The sequence below is a fragment of the Streptomyces sp. NBC_01092 genome, assembly GCF_045039535.1.
Taxonomy (GTDB): domain Bacteria; phylum Actinomycetota; class Actinomycetes; order Streptomycetales; family Streptomycetaceae; genus Streptomyces.
In genome coordinates this window covers 6,078,951-6,104,914 of sequence record NZ_CP108659.1, presented here as the reverse complement: position 1 = coordinate 6,104,914, position 25,964 = coordinate 6,078,951, and the positions used below count along the sequence as shown (strand labels likewise).

The 25,964-nt window shown below is 70.8% G+C and carries 24 protein-coding genes; 11 read left to right on the top strand and 13 right to left on the bottom strand.

Features of this window, described 5'->3' with window-relative positions:
- The first annotated feature begins 155 nt into the window (after positions 1-155).
- Entirely contained in the window at positions 156-1,262 is a 1,107-nt protein-coding gene (locus OG254_RS27865) for a DUF5937 family protein (protein WP_405586861.1), read from the top strand.
- 60 nt (positions 1,263-1,322) lie between these two features.
- Here OG254_RS27865 and OG254_RS27860 read toward each other — a convergent pair whose 3' ends face one another.
- The 3 genes from OG254_RS27860 to OG254_RS27850 form a co-directional block, all read right to left on the bottom strand.
- Positions 1,323-2,015, bottom strand: a complete 693-nt coding sequence (locus OG254_RS27860) for an AAA family ATPase (protein WP_405586858.1) — start codon at positions 2,013-2,015, stop codon at positions 1,323-1,325.
- Positions 2,016-2,067: 52 nt separating this feature from the next.
- Positions 2,068-2,739, bottom strand: coding sequence for a response regulator transcription factor (locus tag OG254_RS27855; RefSeq protein WP_351198995.1), 672 nt, complete (start codon positions 2,737-2,739; stop codon positions 2,068-2,070).
- Between the two features lie 75 nt (positions 2,740-2,814).
- Entirely contained in the window at positions 2,815-4,029 is a 1,215-nt protein-coding gene (locus tag OG254_RS27850) for a sensor histidine kinase (RefSeq protein ID WP_351198993.1), read from the bottom strand.
- Positions 4,030-4,147: 118 nt separating this feature from the next.
- Here OG254_RS27850 and OG254_RS27845 point away from each other — a divergent pair, with 118 nt between their 5' ends.
- Positions 4,148-5,140, top strand: coding sequence for an SAM-dependent methyltransferase (locus OG254_RS27845; protein ID WP_405586854.1), 993 nt, complete (start codon positions 4,148-4,150; stop codon positions 5,138-5,140).
- A gap of 80 nt (positions 5,141-5,220) precedes the next feature.
- Here the strand turns inward: OG254_RS27845 and OG254_RS27840 are convergent, their stop codons facing one another.
- Positions 5,221-6,372 (bottom strand): NADH-quinone oxidoreductase subunit D, encoded by a 1,152-nt coding sequence (locus OG254_RS27840; protein ID WP_405586851.1) that lies wholly within the window; start codon positions 6,370-6,372, stop codon positions 5,221-5,223.
- A 31-nt stretch (positions 6,373-6,403) separates the two neighbouring features.
- Here OG254_RS27840 and OG254_RS27835 point away from each other — a divergent pair, with 31 nt between their 5' ends.
- Positions 6,404-6,922, top strand: coding sequence for a PH domain-containing protein (locus OG254_RS27835; RefSeq protein ID WP_405586848.1), 519 nt, complete (start codon positions 6,404-6,406; stop codon positions 6,920-6,922).
- On the top strand, positions 6,919-8,253 hold the full coding sequence (locus OG254_RS27830; RefSeq protein WP_405586846.1) for a PH domain-containing protein: 1,335 nt from the start codon (positions 6,919-6,921) through the stop codon (positions 8,251-8,253). Before OG254_RS27835 ends, OG254_RS27830 begins: the two co-directional genes overlap by 4 nt.
- Positions 8,254-8,304: 51 nt before the next feature.
- On the opposite strand, the gene OG254_RS27825 is transcribed toward OG254_RS27830, so the two are convergent.
- Positions 8,305-9,780 carry a hypothetical protein gene (locus OG254_RS27825; RefSeq protein WP_405586843.1) on the bottom strand — a complete coding sequence of 492 codons (1,476 nt, stop codon included), beginning with the start codon at positions 9,778-9,780 and terminating at the stop codon, positions 8,305-8,307.
- Positions 9,781-9,924: 144 nt separating this feature from the next.
- Positions 9,925-11,043 carry an alpha/beta hydrolase gene (locus tag OG254_RS27820; protein WP_405586840.1) on the bottom strand — a complete coding sequence of 373 codons (1,119 nt, stop codon included), beginning with the start codon at positions 11,041-11,043 and terminating at the stop codon, positions 9,925-9,927.
- Between the two features lie 257 nt (positions 11,044-11,300).
- On the opposite strand from OG254_RS27820, the gene OG254_RS27815 reads away from it, so the two are divergent.
- The 6 genes from OG254_RS27815 (at position 11,301) to OG254_RS27790 (ending at position 16,453) form a co-directional block, all read left to right on the top strand.
- Entirely contained in the window at positions 11,301-13,130 is a 1,830-nt protein-coding gene (locus OG254_RS27815; RefSeq protein ID WP_351198980.1) for a phosphatidylglycerol lysyltransferase domain-containing protein, read from the top strand.
- Between the two features lie 102 nt (positions 13,131-13,232).
- Positions 13,233-14,135, top strand: coding sequence for a dihydropteroate synthase (gene folP / locus OG254_RS27810; RefSeq protein WP_351198978.1), 903 nt, complete (start codon positions 13,233-13,235; stop codon positions 14,133-14,135).
- Positions 14,132-14,635, top strand: coding sequence for a nuclear transport factor 2 family protein (locus tag OG254_RS27805; protein ID WP_405586836.1), 504 nt, complete (start codon positions 14,132-14,134; stop codon positions 14,633-14,635). The genes folP and OG254_RS27805 overlap by 4 nt, the downstream gene beginning before the upstream one ends.
- A 304-nt stretch (positions 14,636-14,939) precedes the next feature.
- The gene (gene folB / locus OG254_RS27800) at positions 14,940-15,299 is read left to right on the top strand and encodes a dihydroneopterin aldolase (RefSeq protein WP_405586833.1); all 360 of its coding nucleotides are present in this window, start codon (positions 14,940-14,942) and stop codon (positions 15,297-15,299) included.
- Complete coding sequence (gene folK, locus OG254_RS27795; RefSeq protein WP_405586831.1) at positions 15,296-15,907, top strand: 2-amino-4-hydroxy-6-hydroxymethyldihydropteridine diphosphokinase; 612 nt, start codon at positions 15,296-15,298, stop codon at positions 15,905-15,907. Before folB ends, folK begins: the two co-directional genes overlap by 4 nt.
- A gap of 57 nt (positions 15,908-15,964) precedes the next feature.
- A complete protein-coding gene (locus tag OG254_RS27790) occupies positions 15,965-16,453 on the top strand; it encodes a DUF3180 domain-containing protein (protein ID WP_405586828.1) in 489 nt (162 codons plus the stop codon).
- Positions 16,454-16,463: 10 nt separating this feature from the next.
- Here the strand turns inward: OG254_RS27790 and OG254_RS27785 are convergent, their stop codons facing one another.
- From OG254_RS27785 to dacB, 7 genes are all read right to left on the bottom strand, one after another.
- Entirely contained in the window at positions 16,464-17,345 is an 882-nt protein-coding gene (locus OG254_RS27785) for a hypothetical protein (RefSeq protein ID WP_405586825.1), read from the bottom strand.
- A 179-nt stretch (positions 17,346-17,524) separates the two neighbouring features.
- Entirely contained in the window at positions 17,525-18,130 is a 606-nt protein-coding gene (folE, locus tag OG254_RS27780) for a GTP cyclohydrolase I FolE (protein WP_147994920.1), read from the bottom strand.
- A 141-nt stretch (positions 18,131-18,271) separates the two neighbouring features.
- On the bottom strand, positions 18,272-20,311 hold the full coding sequence (gene ftsH, locus OG254_RS27775; RefSeq protein ID WP_405586822.1) for an ATP-dependent zinc metalloprotease FtsH: 2,040 nt from the start codon (positions 20,309-20,311) through the stop codon (positions 18,272-18,274).
- 207 nt (positions 20,312-20,518) lie between these two features.
- Positions 20,519-21,079, bottom strand: a complete 561-nt coding sequence (gene hpt, locus OG254_RS27770) for a hypoxanthine phosphoribosyltransferase (RefSeq protein WP_147995251.1) — start codon at positions 21,077-21,079, stop codon at positions 20,519-20,521.
- Positions 21,080-21,152: 73 nt separating this feature from the next.
- Complete coding sequence (gene tilS / locus OG254_RS27765; protein WP_405586819.1) at positions 21,153-22,319, bottom strand: tRNA lysidine(34) synthetase TilS; 1,167 nt, start codon at positions 22,317-22,319, stop codon at positions 21,153-21,155.
- A 211-nt stretch (positions 22,320-22,530) separates the two neighbouring features.
- Positions 22,531-23,655: a zinc-dependent metalloprotease gene (locus tag OG254_RS27760; RefSeq protein ID WP_351198963.1), complete on the bottom strand. Its 1,125-nt coding sequence runs from the start codon at positions 23,653-23,655 to the stop codon at positions 22,531-22,533.
- A gap of 72 nt (positions 23,656-23,727) precedes the next feature.
- A complete protein-coding gene (dacB, locus tag OG254_RS27755) occupies positions 23,728-25,359 on the bottom strand; it encodes a D-alanyl-D-alanine carboxypeptidase/D-alanyl-D-alanine-endopeptidase (protein ID WP_405586817.1) in 1,632 nt (543 codons plus the stop codon).
- A gap of 79 nt (positions 25,360-25,438) precedes the next feature.
- Here dacB and OG254_RS27750 point away from each other — a divergent pair, with 79 nt between their 5' ends.
- Entirely contained in the window at positions 25,439-25,930 is a 492-nt protein-coding gene (locus tag OG254_RS27750; RefSeq protein WP_147994916.1) for an inorganic diphosphatase, read from the top strand.
- Positions 25,931-25,964: the final 34 nt, after the last annotated feature.

Genomic DNA, 25,964 nt, shown 5'->3' with positions numbered 1-25,964 from the left:
TTCTCGGGACGTAGGAGACATGACGTGGGGTGATCGGGCTCCGCGGCTGCCCCGGTGGTCCCAGGCTGCGCCGGGTGCGGCGCTCTCGTCGCGTGAATTGACGGTCGCCGTCAATCGACGGCCGCGTTGTCAGTGGCGGGGTGCACCATGAGGGCATGAGCGTGACCATCGACATCGCGGGGCTGCAGCCGGAGAGGCTCGCCGTCGTGCCCTCGCCCCTGGCCGAGCTCGGCATGGCGCTGCACGCGCTGTCGGAGCCGGGGCACCACCCGGGCCTCCAGGGCTGGGTGACGGGCGTGACGGCCCGGCTGGACTCACACCTGGCCGACCGGATGTGCGAGGCCGACTTCCTGTGGCGGACGACCTTCTCCGACCTGTTCATGCCCTTCGCCGGCATCCCGGGCCGCAGCACCCTCCCGGGCGCCACCCTGGCGGAGGAGCTGGACCAGCTGGACAAGCTCACGGACGAGCAGTTCGTGGACGCGGCCCTGGAGTTCACCTGCGCGCTTCCGTACACCACGCAGACGTCCGACCTGCTGGCCGACGCGGAGCTGCGCCGGCGTGCTCTGGAGCTGGCTGCCGCGCGTGGGCCGCAGCAGTTGCGATTCAGCCAGCGGCTGGTCGAGGATCCGCCGCGCATCCGCGCCTGGCTGCGGCAGTTCCTGGAGGACTGCGACGAGATGTTCTTCGCGGACGCCTGGTCACGCCTGCGCCACCAGCTCGCGGCGGATGCCCGCCACAAGACCGACCTGCTGCGGCACAAGGGGCTGGCCGAGGCGCTGACCGCGGTGTCCCCGGCGGTCGGCGTCGACGAGGCCACCGGTCTGGTCACCATCGACAAGCTGCGCCAGGGCCACATCGTCATCAAGGACGGGGGCCTGCTGCTCGTGCCGACGAGCCTGGGCTGGCCCCATCTGAGCGTGCTGGACCGGTACGGCTGGCAGCCGGTGCTGCACTACCCGATCGGCTCCCCCGGACTCGCCGCGCCGCCATCGGTCGACCAGCTGACCCTGAGGATGACGGCCCTGTCCCACCCGGTGCGGATGCAGATCTGCCGCAACCTCGCCCGCAGCACCTACACCACGAGCGAACTCGTGCAGATCCACGGCATGACCGCCCCTGAGCTGTCCCGGCACCTGAGTGTCCTCAAGAAGGCAGGCCTGATCACCACCCGCCGCCGGGGGCGGTACGTGCTGCACCAGCTCGACGTCACCGCAGTGGCGCGGCTCGGCAGCGACCTCCTCGAAGCTCTGCTGAGGTGACCGTGCTCTGCTCAGGTGACCCTGCTCGCCTGAGGTGACCGTGCTCTCCTGAGGCGACCGTCAGTCGAACCGGATGTGCCTGATCCCGACCCCCGCCTGCCGCAGCCGCGTCCGCAGCGCGCCCTCGTTGTTGTGCAGCAGCCGCAGCCCGGCGAGGACGGCGATGCGGTCCGCCGTCTTCGGCACGGTCGAGTGGTCGGTCCACAGATGCTCGGCGAACTCCGGCTCGCGCAACCGCTCCAGGCAGTGGTCGAGCTGCTGCACGGCCCAACTCTCCCGGCGCAGCCCGGCGTTCTTTCCCGCACTCTTTCCAGCACTCTTTCCAGCGCTCTTCCCGGAGTTCTTCACGGGGTTCTTCCCGGCGACGTACTGAAGGAGGTGCCCGAAGCCGCGCTCCCGCAGCCGCTTCAGGACGGTCTCCCGCTCGGCGAGGAGGGTGAAGTGCCGTACGTCATGGCCGAGTTCGCCCAGCCGCCCGACCGTCTCGGCGAAGTAGTCGGAGTTCGTGACCGTCATGGGGGCGATCACCACGCCGTCGCGCTTGGTGAGGGCGAGGTCGAGCACTTCGACGACGCCCTGCCGCCAGGACGTCAAGTCCTGGAAGTTGCCCCGCAGTTCGGGCGGGAGCGTGCGCCGCAGACCGAACCCGGCGTGCTCCGGGTCGCAGATGACGCTGCCGGGCAGGCGGCGCTGGATCTCGTGTGCGGTCTGTGTCTTGCCGCCCCCGAAGGGGCCGTTGATCCACAGGAGCATGCGCAGACCCTAGTGGGCACCGGTCACGCCGGGGTCACGCCCCCGCGGTGCGTCAGCCGTGCCCGCCGGCCCGGACCAGCCCCGTCTCGTACGCCAGGACCACCACCTGCACCCGGTCGCGCAGCCCCAGCTTGGTCAGGATGCGGCCCACGTGGGTCTTCACGGTCGCCTCGGACAGCACCAGCCGGGCGGCGATCTCCCCGTTGGAAAGCCCCTGGGCGACCAGCACCATGACCTCGCGCTCACGGTCGGTGAGCCGCTCCAGCTCCTTGTGCTTGGGCTCCTTGCCGGTGGACGGCAGCATGGGCGCGAACCGGTCCAGCAGGCGCCGGGTCGTCGACGGCGCTACCACCGCGTCGCCGCTGTGCACCGAGCGGATGGCGGCGAGGAGCTCGCCGGGCGGCACGTCCTTGAGCATGAAACCGGAGGCGCCGGCCTTCAGCCCGGAGAAGGCGTACTCGTCGAGGTCGAAGGTGGTCAGGATCAGCACCTTGGGCGGATCCTCCTCCAAGCAGATACGGCGGGTGGTCTCCACGCCGTCCAGCTTCGGCATGCGCACATCCATCAGCACCACGTCGACGGCGGTCTCCCGAAGCACCTGGAGAGCCTCGACGCCGTCGCCCGCCTCCGCCACGACGTCCATGTCCGGCTGGGCGGCGAGCACCATCCGGAACCCGGTGCGCAGCAGCACCTGGTCGTCGACGAGCATCACGCGGATCGCCATCGGGGTCCTCTTCCGTGTCTTTCGTATCCGTCTACAGGGCCGTTACAGGTGTCAACAAGGTGCATGGTTCAGAGGTCAGTGTGCTGGTTTGAGCGGCAGCAGCGCACTGATGCGGAATCCTCCGCCCGGGCGCGGTCCCGCGTCCAGGGTGCCGCCGACCATGCCGACGCGTTCGCGCATCCCGATCAGGCCGTGCCCGCGGCCGTCGGCGCCGCCGTCCTCGTACAGCTCGTGCGGGGCACCCTTGCCGTCGTCCTCGACGAGCAGGCCGAGGCCGTCGTCGAAGTAGACCAGGCGCACGCTGGCACCCGCGTTCGGCCCGCCGTGCTTGCGCGTGTTCGTCAGCGCCTCCTGCACGATGCGGTACGCCGTCAGCTCCACGCCGCTGGGCAGCGGGCGCGGGGTGCCCTCGACCTTGAAGTCGACCGGGAGACCGGAGGTGCGGCACTGCTGGATGAGCTCGTCGATCTGCTCGACGTCGGGCTGCGGGACGTACTCGCCGCTCTCCTGGTGCTCGCCGGTGCGCAGCACGCCGAGCAGGCGGCGCATCTCGGCGAGGGCCTGGCGGCCGGTGGAGGAGATGGTCTCCAGCGCCTTCTTGGCCTGGTCCGGGGCGGAGTCCAGGACGTAGGCGGCGCCGTCGGCCTGCACCACCATCACGGAGACGTTGTGCGCCACGACGTCATGGAGCTCGCGTGCGATCCGGGCGCGTTCGGCGGCGACCGCGACCTTGGCCTGCGCCTCGCGCTCCTTTTCGAGCCGGGTCGCGCGCTCCTCCAGCTGCTCGTAGTAGGCGCGGCGGGTGCGGATCGAGTCGCCGAGCACCCAGGCGAGCGCGAACGGCACCGTAAGGAAAATCACCAGGGCGATGTTGCCCAGCGCACTGGATTCCTCCTCCGGCCAGCGCAGCTGGGCCAGCGGCGCCGCGCACAGGCCGGCGCCCAGCGCGAGCCAGGAGGCCCAGCGTGCGCCGGTCGCGGCCACGGTGTAGGTGATCACCAGGAAGGCGAAGTTGGCGGGCGTCGTCGCCACGTCCAGCACCAGTTGCGCCAGCCCCACACCGAGGGCCAGCAGCAGCATCTTCTCCGGCATACGCCGGCGCAGCGCGATGACCAGGCACAGCAGCAGGACCACGACGATGATGGCCGCCGCCGAGTCCGTGCCCGGAGAGTTCTGCCCGCCCTCGTCGCGGACGGCCACGGTGACCGCAGAGATCCCGAAGAGGAAGACGGCCCAGAAGCTGTCGACCCACGTCGGGTGTCTGCGGATGAAGTCGTAGAGGCGCTGCACGTAACCCAGCGTAGGGAAGCGAGATGCGTGCAGGGGTCAACCGGAGGGCCGATCCGCACCCGGCGCGCGTACTCCCCAAGGTGGAGGCTGCGTTCCACTGTGCGCTTAGCCTGGGCCGGTGACAGCGGAGGCGACGGGCGAGTGGCACGGGTGGCGCACGGCAGCGGAAGCCGCCCTCTACGGCCCGGAGGGCTTCTACCGCCGCCCCGAGGGGCCGGCCGGCCACTTCCGTACGTCCGTCCACGCGTCCCCGCTCTACGCCTCGGCCGTGGCCCGGCTGCTGTGCCGGGTGGACGAGGCCCTCGGCCGGCCCGCGTCGCTCGACCTCGTGGACATGGCGGCCGGGCGGGGTGAGCTGGTGACCCGCGTGCTGGCGGCTCTCCCGGCCGAGGTGGCGGCACGCACGCGTGCCTGCGCCGTGGAGATCGCCGACCGCCCGGAAACCCTCGATCACCGGATCGAGTGGCTGCCCCGGCCGCCGAAGCGCATCACGGGGCTGCTGTTCGCCAACGAGTGGCTGGACAACGTCCCCCTGGACGTCGCGGAGGTGGACTCGGCGGGCGTACCTCGCGAGGTCCTCGTACGAGCGGACGGCACCGAGCGCCTCGGGGAGCCGGTCGCCGGGGCGCAGGCGCAGTGGCTGGCGCGGTGGTGGCCGCTGGGGGATGCGCAGGGGGCGCGGGCCGAGATCGGGCTGCCGCGGGACGAGGCATGGGCCGCCGCCTGCGCGACCCTCGACCGGGGCCTCGCGGTCGCCGTGGACTACGCGCACACGGCGCACGCCCGGCCGCCCTTCGGCACCCTCACCGGCTTCCGCGAGGGGCGCGAGACGGCGCCCGTCCCGGACGGTTCGTGCGACATCACGGCTCACGTCGCGCTGGACGCGTGCGCCCTGCCCGGGGCGCATCTGCTGTCCCAACGCGACGCCCTGCGCACCCTGGGCATCACCGGCGCACGCCCCCCGCTGGAGCTGGCCTCCACCCGCCCCGCGGAGTACGTACGAGCCCTGGCGAGCGCGGGCGAGGCCGCCGAGCTGACGGCGACGGGCGGCCTCGGGGACTTCGTCTGGCTGCTGCAGCCGGTTGGAATTCCAAACGTACTGGCGCACTGACGGCCCACTCGCGGGCATACGGCCTGCGCGCGGACCGACGGCCTGCGCGCGGACCGACAACCCGCGCGCGGACCGACGGCCTACTTGTCGATGTCCCCCACGACGAAGAACATCGACCCCAGGATCGCCACCATGTCCGCGACGAGCGTCCCCGGCAGCAGCTCGGCCAGCACCTGGATGTTGTTGTACGAGGCCGAGCGCAGCTTCAGCCGGTACGGGGTCTTCTCGCCCTTGCTGACGAGGTAGTAGCCGTTGATGCCGAGCGGGTTCTCGGTCCACGCGTAGGTGTGGCCCTCGGGCGCCTTCAGCACCTTGGGCAGCCGCTGGTTGATCGGCCCGGGCGCCAGCTCGGCGAGCCGGTCGAGGCAGGCGTCGGCGAGGTCGAGGGCGACGTGGGTCTGCTCCAGCAGGCACTCGAAGCGGGCGAGGCAGTCACCCTCCTCGCGCGTCACCACCCTCAGCACGTCCCCCAGCTCGCCGTAGCCGAGATAGGGCTCGTCGCGCCGCAGGTCGAAGTCCACGCCCGAGGCGCGCGCGATCGGCCCGCTCACGCCGTACGCGTGCACGGCCTCGGGCGTGAGGGTGCCCACGCCCCGCGTACGCCCCCGGAAGATCTCGTTGCCGAGGACCAGGTCGTCGAACCGGTCCATGCGGGAGCGCACGTCGGCGACGGCGGCACGCGCACGCGTGGTCCACCCGGCCGGCAGGTCCTCCTTCAGGCCGCCCACCCGGTTGAACATGTAGTGCATCCGCCCGCCGGAGACCTCCTCCATGACGTGCTGGAGTTCCTCGCGCTCGGAGAAGGCGTAGAAGATCGGCGTGATCCCGCCCAGCTCCAGCGGGTACGACCCCAGGAACATCAGGTGGTTGAGCACCCGGTTGAGCTCGGCGAGCAGCGTGCGGGTCCACACGGCCCGCTCGGGCACCTCCATGCCGAGCATCCGCTCCACGGCGAGGACGACGCCCAGCTCGTTGGAGAACGCCGACAGCCAGTCGTGGCGGTTGGCGAGCATGATGATCTGGCGGTAGTCGCGGGCCTCGAAGAGCTTCTCGGCGCCGCGGTGCATGTACCCGATCACCGGCTCCGCGCTGGTGATGCGCTCGCCGTCCAGCACGAGCTTGAGGCGCAGCACTCCGTGCGTGGACGGGTGCTGGGGCCCGATGTTGAGCACCATGTCGGTGCTCTCCGCGGCGCCGCCGATACCGACCATGGTCTCCGTCGTAGGAGTCATGGACACAGTCTCTCCTACGTACGCTGGCCTCATGGAGACGGGGAGCCCGGAGAACACGGGAACGGCGGGGCACGAGCGGGCGGGGGACGAGCCAGGGTGGACCGGGCTGCCACCGGGCCTGCTGCGCATGCGCCGGCTGCTGCTGGTGGTGTGGCTGGGACTGCTGACGATCGGCCTGGCCGTGCTGCTCAACCTGCTCGCCGGGCCGAGCTGGGCGGCCTTCGCGCTGCTGCCGCCGGCCCTGATGGCGTGGGGCTGGGTGATGCTGGGCCGCAACTGGCGCTCGTGGCGCTACGCCGAGCGCGCCGACGACCTGCTGATCAGCCGGGGCGTGCTGTGGCGCGAGGAGACGGTCGTGCCGTACGGCCGTATGCAACTGGTCGAGGTCACCTCGGGCCCCGTGGAGCGGCACTTCGGCCTGGCCAGCGTGCAGCTGCACACGGCGGCCGCCGCGACCGACGCCACGATCCCCGGCCTGGACCCGGCGGAGGCGGAACGGCTGCGCGACCGGCTCACCGAGCTGGGCGAGGCACGATCGGCGGGCCTGTGACGACGCCCGGCGTCGACGACGCCGTACGCGAGCGGCGGCCGGTGACCGAGCGGCGTCTGCATCCCGTGACGCCGCTCAGGCGCGCGTGGGCGCCGGTGGCCGTCCTGATCGGCTGGGCGGTGCACGACCCGGACCAGGCGCAACGCCAGCTCACCAGGCTGACCACGACCACCCTGCTGATCGCAGTCGCCGTACTGCTCCCCGCGGCCGCCCTTTACGGCTTCCTCACCTGGTGGTTCACGCACTTCGCGGTGACCGACGCGGAACTGCGCATACGTACCGGCCTGGTGTTCCGGCGCACCGCGCACATCCGGCTGGAGCGCATCCAGGCGATCGACGTCACCCAGCCGCTCCTCGCGCGCGTGGCGGGAGTGGCGAAGCTGAAGCTGGACGTCCTCGGCACGGGCAAGAAGGACGAACTCGCCTTCCTGGGCGCGCAGGAGGCGCGCGCCCTGCGCGCGGAACTCCTCGCACGCGCCGCCGGTTTCGCCCCCGAGACGGCGCACGAGATAGGCGAGGCGCCGTCCCAGCAGCTTCTGCGGGTGCCCCCGGCGGTCCTGGCCACCTCCCTCCTCCTGACCGGCGCGACCTGGGCGACGCTGGCCGCCGCGCTGGTCGTACCGACCGTCCTGTGGCTGATCACCTCAAGCGCGTGGACGGTCCTGGCCACCGCGATTCCCCTGTTCGGCGCGGCCGGAGCGAGCAGCGTGGGGCGGTTCGTCGCCGAGTACGACTGGACGGTGGGCGAGTCGCAGGACGGTCTGCGCATCGACCACGGCCTCCTCGACCGCGCCCACGAGACGGTGCCGCCGGGCCGCGTGCAGACGGTACGGATCGTGGAGCCGCTGCTGTGGCGACGACGCGGCTGGGTGCGGGTGGAACTGGACGTGGCCGGCTCATCCAACTCACTCCTGCTGCCAGTGGCCCCGCGCGAGGTGGCCGAGTCGGTCGTCGCGCGCGTGCTGCCCGGCGTGACGGTCCCGAGCCGGGCCTCCCTGTCGCGTCCGCCACGGCGTGCGGCCAGGTGCGTGCCCCTGTGGTGGCGTGGCTACGGCCTCGCCGTCACGGACGGGGTCTTCGCCGCCCGCTCGGGCCTCTTCCGCCGCAGCCTCGCGCTGGTACCGCACGCCAAGGTCCAGAGCGTACGGCTGGCTCAGGGCCCCTGGGAGCGCCTGTGGGGCGTTGCCGACGTCCACGTGGACACGGGGGCCAACAAGACCGTCACCGCCCGCCTGAGGGACGTCGAGGAGGCTGCGGAGCTGCTACGGGGCCAGGCGGAGCGGTCCCGCACGGGGCGCCGGGATGCCCGGCCGGACCGATGGATGGCGTGAGCGGATCGCACAATGGCGTGAGCGGCCGCTCGTGAGGGCGGCCCCGCTCAGTCAGGAGACCGCGCTGCGCAGCCCCTGCACATCGATCTGCTCGGTCTCGTCGTGCGCCGTCAGGTCGATGACCTGGCCGATGCCCCGGGACTCCTCGCCCGCCGGCTTGAACTGCGCCTCGGACTCGGCCTTGTGCAGGGCGAGGGCCTCCTGGCCGACGACGTCGGCGAGGTCCTCGTTCTGGACGGAGTCCAGCGCGGACGGCGCCGCGCCCTGCTGCGTACCGAAGAAGTCGAACCCGCCCTCGATCGCCGGACGTCGCACGGGCGCGGCCGGCACGACGGCCACCGCGGTCGGCTCGATGAAGTGCCCCGCCGGGCGCTGAGCGGAAGGCAGCGCCGGCCGGGCCGTGGCGGCCTCGCCTGCCGGGGTGACGGCGGCCGCGTGCTCATGCCCGTCGGCCGCCCCGGGCTTCCCCTGCGGGTCGTCCTCCAGCACGGGTTCCGTCTCGGACCCGGCGGTCCCCTGGACCTCGGCCTCACCCGAGTCGTCCTGCACCGGCTCACCGCCGGAAGGACCGTCGCCCTTCGGGGGGTCGTTCTTCGGGAAGTCGTTCTTCGGGGACTCGTCCTTCGAAGGCTCGTCCTTGGAGAGCTCGGCCTTGGGGATCTCACCCTTCGGCGACTCGTCCTCGGGAGCCTCACGCGTCAGCGGCTCACCTATCAGGGACTCGTCCTCGGCGGACTCGCCCCGCGGCGACTCCTCCTCGGGCGACTCGCCCTTCACCGGCGCGCCGTCCTCGTCGAACCGCGCCAGCGCGGCCTTGGCCCGCAGGAACAGCCGTGACCCCTCCGGCGAGAAGACGCCCGAACCCACCGGCTCGTCCTCGTCGGCGTCGTCGGCCTCATCGGCGTCCGCAGTCCCGGCAACCTCGCCGTCCTGCGCACCCTCGGCGTCCTGCGCCTCGGCCGGGGCAGCCACAGCCCCCGCCTCCTCGACGGACTCCGCGGACTCGGCAGCAGCGGCCGCGTCGGCCTCCGCGCCGTCACGCGGCACCGGCGGCAGGGCCCGCGCAGGCGCGGTGGCCTCTATCTCCAGTACCCGGCGCTCCTCCAGGACGGTCGCCCGCTCGGTCTCCGCCGTGGCATAGCGCCGCAGCAGCGACGCGTGCTCGTTGCGCAGCCCGGCGAGCTCCGCCCGCTTGCCCCGCAACCGCTGCTCCAGCTTCACCCGCAGCTCGCGCGACTCGTCGAGGTCGGCCTCCAGTTCGGCGACCCGCTCCTCGTGCCGCCACTCGTCGCTGGCACGCGCGCGCGTGAGGTCGGCGACCTGCTTGCCCGCCTGCGAGTCCCAGCGACGCATGACGATCCCACCCACGACCGCCGTCGCCGCGGCGGCCGCGGCGAGGCCGCGCAGCGCCATGGGTTCGGTGAACACCCAGGGGGCGAGCGCACAGACGACGGACACGCCAGCGATCGCCGACGGGGGCAGCAGCCTGTGCAAGGGCGGGGAATGGCGGTGACGTCCACGTGGCATGGCCAGAAACTTACCGCGCGTAGGCGAATCTTGGTGCCCCGCCCCGTAAAAAGACAGCCATCCTGAGTCGTTCACTTGGCATCAGGATTCAGTTACGCCACCGAATTGGCCATGAACCAAGATCAAAACGCCGGATCGGCCACCTCACCTGCCGCCCAGCCGTCCGCTCATCCACTCCAGCGTCCCCGGAATCTCGCGCCGCCAGGTGTTGAAGTTGTGCCCTCCGCTTTCGAGGATGACCGACGAGATCCGGGTCAGCCCGGTCGCCTTCACACGCTCAATGAACTTCAACGTGTCCTTGTAGTTGGATTCTCCAACTTTGCTGCTGCTGACGAGCAGTGAAGTGTCCGGAGCCGGCATGTGCTTGAGGTACCACCACAGGTTCGCGCGATTGCGCAGTTCCTCGTCGCCGTGGAAGAGATCGCCCGTCGTGGCGTCGATCGGCGCCTTGTAGTAGGCGGAAAGTCCCGCCCCCGCGGCGTACACCCGCGGATGGTGCATGGCGAGCTTCAGCGCGCAGTAGCCGCCGGTGGAGTCCCCGATGATGCCCCAACTGCCCGGATTGCCGCCCACCCTGTAGTGGCCGCTCACGGCTTCGGGCAGATCCGACGCGAAGAACGTCTCGGTCTGCGGGCCCCCGGGAATGTCCACGCACTCCGTGTCCCTGGGCGGCGCCACGGTCGGCCGCATCATCACCAGGATCATCGGCTCCATCCGGCCCTGCGCGGTGAGCAGGGCGGCCGTACGCGGGTAGTCGAGCTTGTCCACCAGCGCCTGAGCCGTCCCCGGGTAGCCGGTGAGGACGACGGCCGCCGGGAACGTACGCGTGCGGTATTCCGGCTGAAAATACTCGGGCGGCAGATAGACGTAGGCGGGCGTCGCTATGTGCGACGTGCGCCCCACGATGTCGATCTTCTGGATCTGACCGCCCCGGGCCGGGCCGGCGCTCGCCGCACCCGGCACCCGACGCGTCTCGACGACCCGCAGCGGCCCGTCGGCCGGCACATGGTCCACGACCACGCCCTGGTCCTTCTCCTGCCCGAACAGGTCGGCCCAGCTGGCGTAGAACCCGAAGGCCTGGTTGGCCAGGAGACCGACCGACGCGAAGAGCGCCAACTGCGTGCCGAGCAGCAGCCCGACACGGCCGGCGACGGCCCGCAGGCCCCGCCGCGCCAGTCGTGGCCACAGCCACACCGTGCCGACGAACAGCCCTGTGGCGGCGAGCACCGCCAACGCCAGCACCTTGTCGCTCGTGAGACCCATCGATGGTTACCTGTCCACACTTTCCGCCCGGACCACGGGCGCGCTCACCTGCCGCACGCCGCGCCTCCCCCACTCCTTCGCGAGGGCTTGCCCCGGACTTTCCTTGGCCTTTGAAACGGTTTTGGGAAGCGGAGTGAACCTCTCCCCTCAAGACACCGTCCTAGAGGGCGCAATGTCGCCGGATGCCCGAATCGGCACCGGATCCAAGGTCTCTCGCAGAACTATGGGATGCGATGTCTGTCAGGACAGATGTGGAAATGTCGGGCAAGGTTCCTCAACGATCAAGCCAGGTGGGGCCCCTGACCGGCCGCGTACGGCACGTGCTGCGCGGCCCGCGCGCCGAAGCCGTTCCCGTCCTCCTCGGCAGAGCCTGCGCCCTGGTCGGCCTGCTGGACGTCGCCGCCGGCGTCTTCCCGCGCTTCCGGCACAGCCGCATGCACGCCATCGCCGAGGTGCTGCCGGGCTCCACGGGCCCGTTCGCGGCAGCGCTCTCGCTCAGCGCCGGCGTGCTGTTGCTGCTGCTCGCGCACGGCCTCAAGCGCTGCAAACGGCGGGCGTGGCGCGCGGCGGTCATCCTGCTGCCAGCCGGAGCGGTGGCGCAGTTCACGTACCGCCACTCCATCATCGGCGTCCTCATCTCCCTCGCGCTGCTCGCGCCCCTGCTGCGCCACCGCGACCAGTTCGCGGCGCTGCCCGACCCACGCAGCCGCTGGCGCGCGCTGGCCAACTTCGTCCTCATGGGCGCCGGTTCGCTCGCCCTCGGCCTGGTCATCGTCAGCGCCCACCCGAAGACCCTGCTCGGCGACCCGAGCCTGGCGGACCGCATCACCCACGTCCTGTACGGCCTGTTCGGCTTCGAGGGCCCCGTCGACTACGCAGGCAACACCTCCTGGACGGTCGCCTTCTCCCTCGGCGCCCTCGGCCTGCTCACCGCGATCACCACCATCTACCTGGCCTTCCGCCCCGAGCACCCGGCCGCGGCCCTGACCGAGGACGACGAGTCCCGGCTGCGCGCCCTGCTCGCCAAGCACGGCGGCCGCGACTCCCTCGGCCACTTCGCGCTGCGCCGCGACAAGGCCGTCGTGTTCTCCCCCAGCGGCAAGGCGGCCGTGACGTACCGCGTCGTCTCCGGCGTGATGCTCGCCAGCGGCGACCCCATCGGCGACGTCGAGGCCTGGCCCGGCGCCATCGAGCGCTTCATGGACGAGGCCAAGGCCCACTCCTGGACCCCCGCCGTCATGGGCTGCTCCGAGACCGGCGCCGAGGTCTGGACCCGCGAGACCGGGCTCGACGCTCTCGAACTGGGCGACGAGGCGGTGGTGGACGTCCCGGATTTCTCGCTCGCCGGCCGCGCGATGCGCAACGTACGACAGATGGTCAAGCGCATCGAGCGCGCCGGTTACGAGACCCGGGTACGTCGTGTCCGTGACCTCGGCGAGACCGAGCTGGAGCGGATCCGGCAGGCCGCCGAGGACTGGCGCGGCACCGACACCGAGCGCGGCTTCTCCATGGCTCTCGGCCGCGTCGGCGACCCATCCGACGGCGACTGCCTCATCGCCACCGCCCACAAGGCCGATGACGAGCCGGGAGAGTACGGCGACCTCAAGGCGATCCTCCACTTCGTGCCGTGGGGCACGGACGGGGTCTCGCTCGACCTGATGCGCCGCGACCGCGCGGCCGACCCCGGCATGAACGAACTGCTGATCGTGGCCGCCCTCCAGGCCGCCCCGAAGTTCGACATCGCGCGCGTGTCCCTCAACTTCGCCATGTTCCGCTCGGCGCTGGCACGCGGCGAGAAGATCGGCGCGGGCCCGGTGCTGCGCGCCTGGCGGGGCCTGCTGGTGTTCCTCTCCCGCTGGTTCCAGATCGAGTCCCTGTACAAGTTCAACGCCAAGTTCCAGCCGCGCTGGGAGCCCCGCTTCGTGGTCTACCGCGCCTCGGCCGACCTGCCCCGCCTCGGCATCGCCGCCATGCAGGCGGAAGGCTTCGTGAACCTGGCCCTGCCGCTGCCGCGCTTCCTGCGCCGCCGCAGGCCGGCCCGCCCGTGCGCGCACCGGGTGGCCGAACGGGGCGTGCGCGCCGCGTGAGCCGCGCACGCCCGTGACAGGCCCGAGCGGAAGCCCGCCCCCCACCGGGCTCCCGCTCGGGCCGCGGCACGTCGCGGCCCTTGCTGGGCCTACGCTGAACGTATGAGCAAGCACAGCGGACGCGGCCGCGTCACGGGCCTTCCCCAGTGGGACCGGTGCGCGGTCATGGGAGTCGTCAACGTGACCCCCGACTCCTTCTCCGACGGCGGCCGCTGGTTCGACACGACGTCCGCCGTCAAGCACGGCCTCGCCCTGGTCGAGGAGGGCGCCGACCTCGTCGACGTCGGCGGCGAGTCCACCCGCCCCGGCGCCACCCGGGTCGACGAGGACGAGGAGCTGCGCCGCGTCATCCCCGTCGTGCGCGGCCTCGCCGCCGAGGGCGTCACGGTCTCCGTCGACACCATGCGCGCCCGCGTCGCCGAGCAGGCCCTCGCCGCCGGCGCCGCCCTCGTCAACGACGTCAGCGGCGGCCTCGCCGACCCCGCGATGATCCCGGTCGTCGCCGACGCCGGCGCCCCCTTCGTCGTCATGCACTGGCGCGGCTTCCTCGAAGGCGCCAACGCCAAGGGCGTGTACGCCGATGTCGTCGCCGAGGTCGTCGAGGAGCTCCACGCGCGTGTGGAGGCCGTTCTGGAGGGCGGCATCTCCCCCGACCGCGTCGTCGTCGACCCCGGCCTCGGCTTCTCCAAGGACGCCGAGCACGACCTCGTGCTGCTCGCCCACCTCGACCGGCTGCTCACCCTCGGCCATCCCCTCCTCGTCGCCGCCTCCCGCAAGCGGTTCCTCGGCCGGGTCCTGGCCGGCCCGCAGGGCGCACCGCCGCCCGCCCGGGAGCGCGACGCCGCCACAGCCGCCGTGTCGGCGCTCGCCGCGCAGGCCGGTGCCTGGGCCGTGCGTGTGCACGAGGTGCGCGCCACGGCGGACGCGGTGCGCGTCACACGCGCCATCGAAGAGGCACGCGACGCCGGGCACAGCGGCGCACACGGCCCCGAGGGAGCCCGGTGAGCGCCCCGCACACCGACGTCGAGCAGGTGGAAGCCGCCAACACCGCCTTCTACGAGGCCATGGAGCGCGGCGACTTCGAGCAGGTCTCCTCGCTCTGGCTCACCCCGTCCGACCTCGGCGTCGACGAGACCTACCACGACCCGGCCGACTCCGGCGTGGTCTCCTGCGTCCACCCCGGCTGGCCGGTGCTCACCGGACGCGGCGAGGTCCTCAGGTCGTACGCGCTCATCATGGCGAACACCGACTACATCCAGTTCTTCCTGACCGACGTGCACATCTCCGTCACCGGCGACACCGCCGTGGTCACCTGCACCGAGAACATCCTCAGCGGCGGCCCCGCACCCGAGGGCGGCGAGGAGCTCGGCCCGCTCGTGGGCCAGCTGGTCGTCGCCACGAACGTGTTCCGGCGCACGCCCGCGGGCTGGAAGATGTGGACGCACCACGCCTCGCCGGTTCTGGCCGAAAACGACGAGGACGACAGCGACGAGACCCCGTCCTGAGTGGGTAGGCGACCCCCAAGGACTACACGGGGACTCCCCCGGAGCCACGCGCAAGGAGGCCCGCGGAGCCCCGCCGGGACCAAGAAGTGGTTGGAATCACGTGCGTGCGGGTAGGGGCGGCTACCAACCCGTGAGCCACCGGATTCCCCAGGGAAAACACACGATGAATCCTGTCGGCCCGGACCGGGCCCACGCCCCCGTTGCCCGGCCCTGTCAGTGCCCGCAGGTAGATTCGTTCGAGGCCGGTGTGCCGCCCGCACACGGCATCGACCGGCCGTCACCGACGATTGCAGGAGTGATTCGCGTGGATCGTGTCGCGCTGCGCGGCCTGAAGGCCCGCGGGTACCACGGCGTGTTCCCCGAGGAACGCGCGCAGGGCCAGACCTTCGTCGTGGACCTCGTCCTCGGCCTGGACACCCGGCCCGCCGCCGCGGACGACGACCTGGCGAAGACCGTGCACTACGGCATCGTGGCGGAGGAGGTCGTGGCCGTCGTCGAGGGCGAACCGGTCAACCTCATCGAGACGCTCACCGAGCGCATCGCCCAGGCCTGCCTGAAGCACGAGGGGGTCCACGAGGTCGAGGTCACCGTCCACAAACCGCACGCGCCGATCACGGTCCCCTTCGACGACGTGACCGTCACCATCACCCGGAGCCGAGTATGACTGCACCCTTCATCAAGGGCCCCAGCGACCCGACCGTACAGCCGGTACCCGCCTCCGTCGTCGAGCAGGTCGACGCCGCCGACACCACCCTCAGCAACCCCAAACGGGCCGTGATCTCCCTCGGCGCCAACCTGGGGAACCGGCTGGAGACCCTCCAGGGCGCCATCGACGCGCTGGAGGACACCCCGGGCGTGCGCATCAAGGGAGTCTCCCCCGTCTACGAGACCGAGCCGTGGGGCGTCGAGCCCGGCAGCCAGCCCTCCTACTTCAACGCGGTCGTCGTCCTCAAGACCACGCTCCCCCCGTCCTCGCTCCTGGAGCGGGCGCACGCGGTCGAGGAGGCCTTCCACCGGGTCCGCGACGAGCGCTGGGGCGCGCGCACCCTCGACGTCGACATCGTCGCCTACGCCGACGTCGTCTCCGACGACCCGCAGCTCACCCTCCCCCACCCCCGCGCCCACGAACGGGCCTTCGTCCTGGCCCCCTGGCACGACCTGGAGCCCGAGGCCCAGTTGCCCGGCCGCGGCACGATCGCCGCGCTGCTCGGCGTGGTCACCCGGGCCGGCGTGGCGCCGCGCATGGACCTGGAACTCCGGCTGCCCGAATAGTCGTTAAGGTCAAGACGACCACAATCCGCGGGCACCCGGGGGAGCTGAAGAAACACCGTGAGAGAGCTGCGCATCAGGATGCTGGCCGGCGTTTTCATCGTCGCCGGAGTCCTGTCCTGGGCGGGCACCCGACTGTGGAACGCCGTCGGGACCCTGCCCAGCGTCCCCCTGGCCGCCCCCATCGTGCTCGCCCTGATCGCCGTGGTGCTGCTGTCCACGACGATCTCGATCCGCGCCCGCCTCAAGGCCCAGCGCGAACGCCAGCCCGAGGCCAAGGGCGTCGACCCCCTGATGGCCGCCCGCGCGGTCGTCTTCGGCCAGGCCAGCGCCCTGGTGGCCGCCCTCGTCGCCGGCATGTACGGCGGCACGGGCGTCTTCCTCCTGGAACACCTCGAAGTCCCCGCCCGCAGAGACCAGGCCATCTACGCCGGCTTCGCAGTCCTGGCAGGCCTCGGCGTGATAGCGGCAGCGGTGTTCCTGGAGCGCGTCTGCAAACTCCCGGAGGACGACGAACACAATGGCGCGGGGGCGGCGCCGACGGCGTAGAGCCCCTGGCTCACCAGGGCTGGCGGGCGAGGTGACCGTTCACCAGGAACCCCGGGTATGGGTCGAGACGGTAGCTGTAGAGGGTGAACGGCTTGGCTCCCCCGGCTTTGCGCAGCTGGACATCGCGGACCTCGACCCAGGTCGACTCAGCGAGTTCCAGTGGGTGCTGTTCGGCAATGAACGTTCCCCGTGCACGCCATCGGTCTGTGATGACGAGCGCGGAGGACGATCCTGTGGGGCGCGGGGTGAACCGCGCACCGATGATCCGGGCCAGTTCCGAGAGGAACGGCACATTCGAACTGACCACAGTGCGCCCGTCCCAGTCCTTGTGCCGAAACCCGTCGCCCTCGACGTAGCCGTCAAGAAACCCTTCGAAGGTGTCGATGTCTCGCAGAACCACTCGTGGAAGTCGCTGACGCATGTGATGCGCATCGCCCCCGAGGTACTGACGCATGAGATCGGCGAGATACGACGAGACCACCCTCACCCGAAACCCCGGAACGTCACGCTGCAAGTACCCGGAGGGGCGAGTGACCGCCTCCAATCGAGCAGGTAAGCCGGTCGCGGCCGTCAGACACGCCGCGTAACGCGAGGCGAAGGATTTCTCGTTGACGACCAGGGACACATAGTTCTTGCCCACTGTCGCATCGGCGCACGTGGCACCCACGAAGTACCCGAACTCGTATCCCGGCTTGATGGTCAATCGCTCGCGGTGCAGCTTGCGTGCGTATGTCCAGGCGAGAACGGTCCCCCCAGCGTCCCTCGCATGCACCCACCCGTCGGGTGTACCCAGCACCTGGTCGGGCGCCACCGTGAACGTCACTCTGTCGGTAACCACATCGACGACGTCACGTGCCTTGACCGCCGACACCTCGACGACGGTCGTCTGCACAGTGCGCGTCCCATCCAGGGTCCAGAGCTTGGACCCGACCTCCACGTTCCTGGCCTGTCGACACCCGCCGACGACACTGACCAACTGCTTGCTGGGCAGCCCATACCCCACCGCGATCCCCCTTGATCAGCGATCACCTCACTGATCAAGGACGGTATCGGGCACCACTGACAATCAGGTCAGCGCGCCAGTATCAGGCTCATCGCCTCGGCCCGGGTCGTAGCGTCGCGAAGCTGACCACGCACCGCCGACGTCGTGGTCTTGGCGCCCGGCTTGCGGATTCCGCGCACCGACATGCACATGTGCTCAGCCTCGATGACGACGATCGCACCCCGGGCCTCGAGGATCTTCATCAGGGAGTCGGCGATCTGAGTGGTGAGTCGTTCCTGCACCTGCAGGCGACGGGCAAAGACCTCAACCAGTCGCGCAAGCTTGGATAGACCCGTGATCTTGCCATTTTCGGCCGGAATATACCCAATGTGAGCTACGCCGTGGAATGGCAGCATGTGATGTTCACAGAGGCTCACGATCTCGATGTCCTTCACCAGGACCATCTCGTCATGCCCGATGTCGAACGTGGTCGTCAGCACATCCTCAGGCTGCTGCGTATGTCCCGCCAACAGCTCCCGATACGCCCGCGCCACCCGCGCCGGCGTCTCCCTGAGGCCCTCACGGTCCGGGTCCTCGCCGACCGCGATCAGCAGTTCGCGCACCGCGTTCTCGGCGCGCTTCTCATCGAACTCGCCGATGCGGCCCTCGCCGTCCAGCGTCACGGGGTCGGTCATGTGGTGCCTCGTTCCTGTGCGGGTGGCGCGTGTGGGTCACGCGTCTGAACTGCGGGCATACGAGAATGCCGCGCCCCCCAGGCTAAAACCAGGGGGGCGCGGCATCCATTCCGGGCCCGGTGGACTCACCGGGTCACGGCGTCAGCTCTCGGGACGCTCCTCGGGGGCCGGCTCGGCCGCCGGGGCGGGCTCCGTCACCGTCGACTTGGCGGTGGAGATCGCCGGGGTCGCGCCGTTGGCGCCGTTCGTCAGTGCGAGCTCCTTGGGGGAGAGCACCGGCGGACGGGTGGACGGCGTGCGGCGGGAGGACCCGGTCCAGGCGGGCCGGGGCGGGCGCTTGACGATGGGGGCGAAGATCTCGGCGATCTCCTCCTTGCCCAGCGTCTCCCTCTCCAGCAGCTGAAGCACCAGGTTGTCGAGGACGTCGCGGTTCTCGACGAGGATCTCCCAGGCTTCGTTGTGCGCGTTCTCGATGAGCTTCTTGACTTCCTCGTCCACCAGCGCGGCGACCTCTTCCGAGTAGTCGCGCTGGTGAGCCATCTCACGTCCGAGGAACGGCTCGGTGTTGTCGCCGCCGAACTTGATGGCGCCGAGACGCTCGGTCATGCCGTACTGCGTGACCATCGAGCGGGCCGTGGTCGTGGCCTTCTCGATGTCGTTCGCAGCGCCCGTGGTCGGGTCGTGGAAGACGAGCTCCTCGGCCGCGCGGCCGCCCAACATGTAGGCCAGCTGGTCCAGCATCTCGTTGCGGGTCGTGGAGTACCTGTCCTCGTCCGGCAGGACCATCGTGTAGCCGAGAGCACGGCCTCTGGAGAGGATCGTGATCTTGTGGACCGGGTCGGAGTTCGGGGAGGCCGCCGCGACCAGGGCGTGTCCGCCCTCGTGGTACGCGGTGATCTTCTTTTCCTTGTCCGACATGATCCGGGTCCGCTTCTGCGGGCCCGCCACGACGCGGTCGATGGCCTCGTCCAGCATCTGGTTGTCGACCAGCTTCCGGTCCGAGCGGGCCGTCAGCAGCGCTGCCTCGTTGAGGACGTTGCTCAGGTCCGCGCCGGTGAAGCCCGGCGTGCGGCGGGCGACCGCCGACAGGTCGACGTCCGGGGCGACCGGCTTGCCCTTCTGGTGGACCTTGAGGATCTCCAGACGGCCCTGCATGTCCGGGCGGTCGACCGCGATCTGGCGGTCGAAGCGGCCGGGGCGCAGGAGGGCCGGGTCGAGGATGTCGGGCCGGTTCGTCGCGGCGATGAGGATCACGCCGCCCTTGACGTCGAAGCCGTCCATCTCGACGAGCAGCTGGTTGAGGGTCTGCTCGCGCTCGTCGTGACCGCCGCCGAGGCCGGCGCCGCGGTGGCGGCCGACCGCGTCGATCTCGTCGACGAAGACGATCGCCGGGGCGTTCGCCTTGGCCTGCTCGAACAGGTCACGGACTCGGGAGGCACCGACACCGACGAACATCTCGACGAAGTCGGAACCGGAGATCGAGTAGAAGGGGACGCCCGCCTCGCCGGCGACGGCGCGCGCGAGGAGCGTCTTGCCGGTACCGGGAGGACCGTAGAGCAGTACGCCCTTGGGAATCTTGGCGCCGACGGCCTGGAACTTGGCCGGCTCCTGGAGGAATTCCTTGATCTCCTGGAGTTCCTCGACGGCCTCGTCCGAGCCGGCGACGTCCGAGAACGTCGTCTTCGGGGTGTCCTTGGTGATGAGCTTGGCCTTGGACTTGCCGAAGTTCATGACCCGGGAGCCGCCGCCCTGCATCTGATTCATCAGGAACAGGAACACGACGACGATGAGGACGAAGGGAAGCAGCGAAAGCAGGATCCCGACGAACGGGTTCTGCTTGGACGGCGAGACGGTGTAGCCGTCCGGGATCTGCTTGTCCTGGTACTTGTTCTGCAGCGTGCTGGCGATGGTCACGCCTTGGTCGCCGATGTAGCTCGCCTGGATCTTGGTGGCGCCCTCGACCTTTTCGCCGTCCTTGAGCTGGACCTTGATGGTGTTCTCGTCACCAGTGGTCAGCTTGGCCGACTCGACCTTGTTGTCATTGATCGCCTGGACGACCTGGCCGGTGTCCACCGTCTTGTAGCCGCCGGACGAGCCGACGACCTGCATCAACACGACCACGGCAAGGACGGCCAGCACGATCCACATGACCGGCCCACGGAAGTATCGCTTCACGTCCATCCATACGGAGCGGTGTCGCCCCGTCCCTCCTGCCATAGTGAGTTTGATAAGACAGTTCTTCTGACGGTACCCCAGCTTTGTCGCGCGTAGCCGCACGGGACGGCCGGTAAGCCCGTCTGCATGCTCCAACGGCGCGAGGCCCGCTGGGGTTCCCGATCTTCGTACGGGGGTTGGGCCCTTCGGGTCCGCGGTCGCGGACCGTCGGACTCAGCCGCCGTAGACGTGGGGCGCGAGCGTACCGACGAACGGGAGGTTGCGGTACTTCTCGGCGTAGTCGAGGCCGTAGCCCACGACGAACTCGTTGGGGATGTCGAAGCCGACCCACTCGACCTCGATGGCGACCTTCGCGGCGTCCGGCTTGCGCAGCAGGGTGCACACCTTGAGCGACTCCGGCTCGCGCGAGCCGAGGTTGGACAGCAGCCAGGACAGCGTCAGGCCGGAGTCGATGATGTCCTCGACGATCAGGACGTGGCGGCCCTTGATGTCGGTGTCGAGGTCCTTGAGGATCCGCACGACACCGGAGGACTGGGTGCCGGCGCCGTACGACGACACGGCCATCCAGTCCATGGTGACGGGGGTGGACAGCGCCCGGGCGAGGTCGGCCATGACCATCACCGCGCCCTTGAGGACACCGACGATGAGGAGGTCCTTGCCCTCGTATTCCGCGTCGATCTTCGCTGCCAGCTCTGCCAGCTTGGCGTCGATCTCTTCCTTGGTGATCAGCACCTGCTGGAGGTCGTCACCCATGTCTTTCGCGTCCACCCGCATCACTTTCGGTCGGTCGTCCCGCATTCTCGGCCCGCCGGCCCCTCCGTGATCTGCACTGCGGAGGGGTCGCGAATCAGCCTTGCCGAATCACCAGTCTGCCACCCTGGCGCTGGGCGACGACTTTGCCGGGGAGATTGATGGCCCCCTGGCCGCGCCAGCCGGTGATCAGACGGTCGACTTCCTCGATGTGACGGGCGAACAGCGAACCGGCGGGCGCCCCGGCCTCGATGGCGGCGCGGCGCAGGATCCGGCGGCGTACGGCGGGCGGCAGCGCGTACAGCTTGGCGCACTCCAGGAGGCCGGTCGCGTCGCGTACGGCGGCCTCGGCCTGGCTGGCCCAGGCGTCGAGGGCGTCGGCGTCGTCGCGGGAGAGCTGGGCGGTGCGGGCGAGGGCCTCGACGACGCCTTTGCCGAGCGCCTTCTCCAGGGCGGGCAGGCCTTCCTGGCGCAGTCGCGACCTGGTGTACGCGGGATCGGAGTTGTGGGGGTCGTCCCAGACCGGCAGGGACTGGACCATGCAGGCTTTGCGCGCGGTCTGCCGGTCGAGTCCGAGGAAGGGGCGGCGGTAACGGCCGCCGGCCCCCGAGACCGCGGCCATTCCGGACAGGGAGCGGATGCCGGAGCCGCGGGCGAGGCCGAGCAGGACGGTCTCGGCCTGGTCGTCGCGGGTGTGGCCGAGCAGGACGGCGGTGGCGCCGTGGCGTTCGACGGCGTCGTCGAGGGCGGCGTAGCGCGCGTCGCGGGCGGCTGCCTCGGGGCCACCGGTGCGGCCGACGGTCACGGCGAGGGACTCGACCGGGTCGAGGCCGAGTTCGCTCAGGCGCAGGGCGACTTCGTCGGCGCGCAGATCGGAGCCGGGCTGGAGGCCGTGGTCGACGGTGATGCCGCCGGCGCGGATGCCGAGTTTGGGGGCTTCGAACGCGAGGGCGGAGGCGAGGGCCATGGAGTCGGCGCCGCCGGAGCATGCGACGAGCACGAGCGGGGAGGGGGGCCGCTCGTGCAGGGCAGCGCGCGGGGGCTCCTGGGGGCTCTGGCCGGGGAGCTCGTACGACGTTTCGAGCGCGGTGCCGTGGGGGGCGCGCTGGGCGCCGGTCGACAGCACGGGCGGCGCCTTGGGCGAGGCCGCGCGCGGGCTGCTCGGCGCGGGGACGTCGGTGATGCGGCTGTGTTCGGTGAGGATGTCGTGGAGGACGCGGCGGACCGCCAGGCGTATCGCCGCGACCGCAGGATGGGGACCCATGTCCGGTTCCCTTCATGAAGTTGTCGGGGGGTGAGTCCGAGTTCAGTCACTCAGAGTGTGTAGATGGTGACAGAACCGGGCCGTTCCCCGAGCATTGCACGCCTACCCATGGCTCACGGTCCCTCGGACGGGTGATTGGAGGGGCGTTCGCCTGCCGTCGGCCGGATTCGGTTCACGACCTTCGTATGAGATGCACGACTCGGCGCGTGTTTCACGACTCCGCCTTGCGGTGCACCCGCGCGATCCAGTCCGCCGGTTTGGCGATCTCCGCCTTGGTGGGGAGGGTGTTCGGGGATGTCCAGACACGGTTGAAGCCGTCCATGCCGACCTGTTCCACGACGGCTCGTACGAAGCGTTCCCCGTCGCGGTACTGCCTGAGTTTGGCGTCCAGGCCGAGCAGCTTGCGCAGGGCGATGTCCAGCCTTGAGGCGCCCTTGGCGCGTCGCTGCTGGAACTTTTCGCGGATCTCGGCGACGGACGGCACGACCGCGGGGCCGACGCCGTCCATCACGAAGTCGGCGTGGCCCTCCAGGAGGGACATCACGGCGGTGAGGCGGCCGAGGATCTCCCGCTGGGCCGGGGTCTGCACCAGTTCGACGAACGAACGTCCGCCGTCGTCCTCCTCGGCCTCGGGCCGACTGCCGGTGAGGGACTGGGCGGCCTCGCGGATGCGCTCCAGCACGGTCATGGGGTCGACGTCCGTCTCCCCCAAGAACGACTGGATTTCGCCCTCCAGGTGGTCGCGCAGCCAGGGCACCGCGCTGAACTGCGTGCGGTGGGTCTCTTCGTGCAGGCACACCCACAGGCGGAAGTCGTGGGGGTGCACGTCGAGTTCGCGCTCGACGTGCACGATGTTCGGGGCGACGAGGAGGAGGCGGCCGCCGCCGTGCTCGCCCGCCGGGAGGTCGCGGGTGGCCGGGGCGAAGGTCTCGTACTGGCCGAGGACGCGGGAGGCGAGGAAGGACAGCAGCATGCCCAGTTCGACGCCGGTGACCTTGCCGCCGACCGCGCCGAGGACCGCGCCGCCGGGGCTGCTGGTGCGCCGCTCCTGCATCTTGTCGAGGAGGGGCTTGAGGATCTCGCGGAAGCCGGCGACGTTCGCCCGGACCCAGCCGGGGCGGTCGACGACGAGGACGGGGGTGTCGTGGATGTCGCCGGTACCCATGAGGGTGAAGCCCCGGACGTGTTCCTCCGCGGCCTTGGCATGCCGGCGCAGCTCGGCGACGACGGCGCGGGCCTCGTCGCGGCTCACCTCCGGGCCCGGCCTCACGAACCGGGTCGCGGTCGCGACCGCGAGATTCCAGTCGACCATCTCGGCACCACCGATGCTCGTCATGTGTCAACCGTACGTGAGCGTTCCCACTTGGGGCAGGCCGTGGAGGTTTGCGGCGGCGGGGGTTGGCGGTGGTCAGCCGCAGCCGCACGCCGCCAGTGCCGTCGCCGTTCGGTCCAGCGCGGACCGGGCCGCCTCGGTGTCGGTGCCCGTCGACAGGAACGCGAAGGCGAGCAGGCGGCCGTCCTGGTCCACGACCGTGCCGGCCAGGGAGTTCACGCTGGACAGGGTGCCCGTCTTCGCCCGGACGATGCCGGCCGCGCCGTCCGTGTAGCGGCCGGCCAGGGTGCCGGTGAAGCCTGCCACGGGCAGGCCGGTCAGGACCGGGCGGAGTTCGGGGTGGGTCGGGTCCGCCGCCTTGGCCAGAAGGGCCGTGAGCAGGTCGGCAGTGAGTTTGTCGGCGCGGTTGAGGCCGCTGCCGTCCTTGAAGTCGGCGCCCGCCACCGGGAGCCCCAGCTTCTTCAGCTGAGCCCCGATCGCCTTGCCCGCGCCGGTGAAGTCGGCGCGCGCGCCGCTCGCCACGGCGGTCTGGCGGGCGAGGTGCTCGGCGATGTCGTTGTCGCTGTTGGTGAGCATGCGCTCGACCAGGGCGGACAGCGGCGGCGAGGAGACCTGGGCGAGCGACTGGGCTCGGCCGGTCGCCTTCGACGGGCCGGGCGCGCTCGTCTTGATGCCGTGGTCGGCGAGGAGGGCCGCGAACTTGACCGCCGCGTCCCTGGCAGGGTCCTCCACCCGCTCCACGGGGCCGCTGGTGGAGTCGGAGGGGCGGGCCTCGTCGACCATGAGGGCGCTGACCGGGGCGAGGTTGCCGTTGTCCCCGATGGGGTGCAGTTCGGGACCGGCGTACAGCGTCTTGTCGTACGAAAGGGTGACCTGGCGCATGCCCCGCTGTGCCAGGGCCTCGGCCGTGCGGTCGGCCAGTTCGCGCAGGCTCGCCCAGCCTTCGGCGTCCTTGCGGGCCGTGAGTGTGGGGTCGCCGCCGCCGACCAGGACCAGTTCCTTCGTGTCGGGTTCCAGGGCGGTACGGGTGGTGAGGCGGCGGTCGGGGCCCAGTGCGGCGAGGGCAGCCGCGGCGGTGGCGATCTTCGTGGTGGAGGCGGGCGTGAGGGCCTCGTCGGCGCCGTCGCCGTACAGGCGCTTGCCGCTGGCCACGTCGACGATCGCCGCCGAGCTGCGGCCGAGCGCCGGGTCGTCCAGGAGCGGGCCGACCAGGCCGGCGACGGCCTTGCCGTCGGGGGCCGTGTTCACGGCGCCGACGCCGCCGCCCAGGCCGGTCAGGACGGAGGCCGCGCTGGGGGCCGGGCGGGGGCCTTCGGCCGAGGTGCCGGAGGAATCGGATGTATCGGCATTACGGCCGTGATCTGTGCCACCCGTGCGCTTCTGGGCGACCGCCCAGTCCCGCTCGGCCGTACGCTGACCGGTGGAGTCCCAGGGTCCGGCGGAGGTCACCACGGCGGCGGCCAGCGCCAGTCCGGCGGTGGCGGCGCCCGCGGTGTACTGCCAGGTCTTCGGCCTCGTGATCCGCGCGGCCTGCGGGGATACGGCTCGCGCGAACCGTGCGACCCGCGGTTTCGCGGCCGTCGCGGCGCGTGCGAGACGGGGGCGTACGGCCTCCGCGGCCCGTGCCAGACGGGGTCGTACGGCACCCGCGACCCGCGTCACATGCGGTCTCGCGGCTCGCCAAGGCCTCAGCTCTGGCACGACCACCAGCCCCTTTCGCGATCACACACCTGCGTGAGGGACACTTAACCACCAGAACTATGTGTTGATCATGGAGGAGCCACCGGTGGAGTTCGACGTCACGATCGAGATCCCGAAGGGTTCGCGGAACAAGTACGAGGTGGACCACGAGACCGGTCGGATCCGCCTGGACCGTCGACTCTTCACCTCGACCAGCTACCCGGCCGACTACGGCTTCGTCGAGAACACCCTCGGCGAGGACGGTGACCCGCTGGACGCGCTGGTCATCCTGGAGGAGCCGACGTTCCCCGGCTGCCTCATCAAGTGCCGCGCGATCGGCATGTTCCGGATGACCGACGAGGCGGGCGGCGACGACAAGCTGCTGTGCGTGCCGGCGTCCGACCCGCGCGTGGAGCACCTGCGCGACATCCACCACGTGTCGGAGTTCGACCGCCTGGAGATCCAGCACTTCTTCGAGGTGTACAAGGACCTGGAGCCCGGCAAGTCCGTCGAGGGCGCCGACTGGGTGGGCCGCACCGAGGCCGAGGTCGAGATCGAGCGTTCCTACAAGCGCTTCAAGGACCAGGGCGGCCACTGAGGCAACCCCTGGCCTTTGGCCATGTGAACGGGCT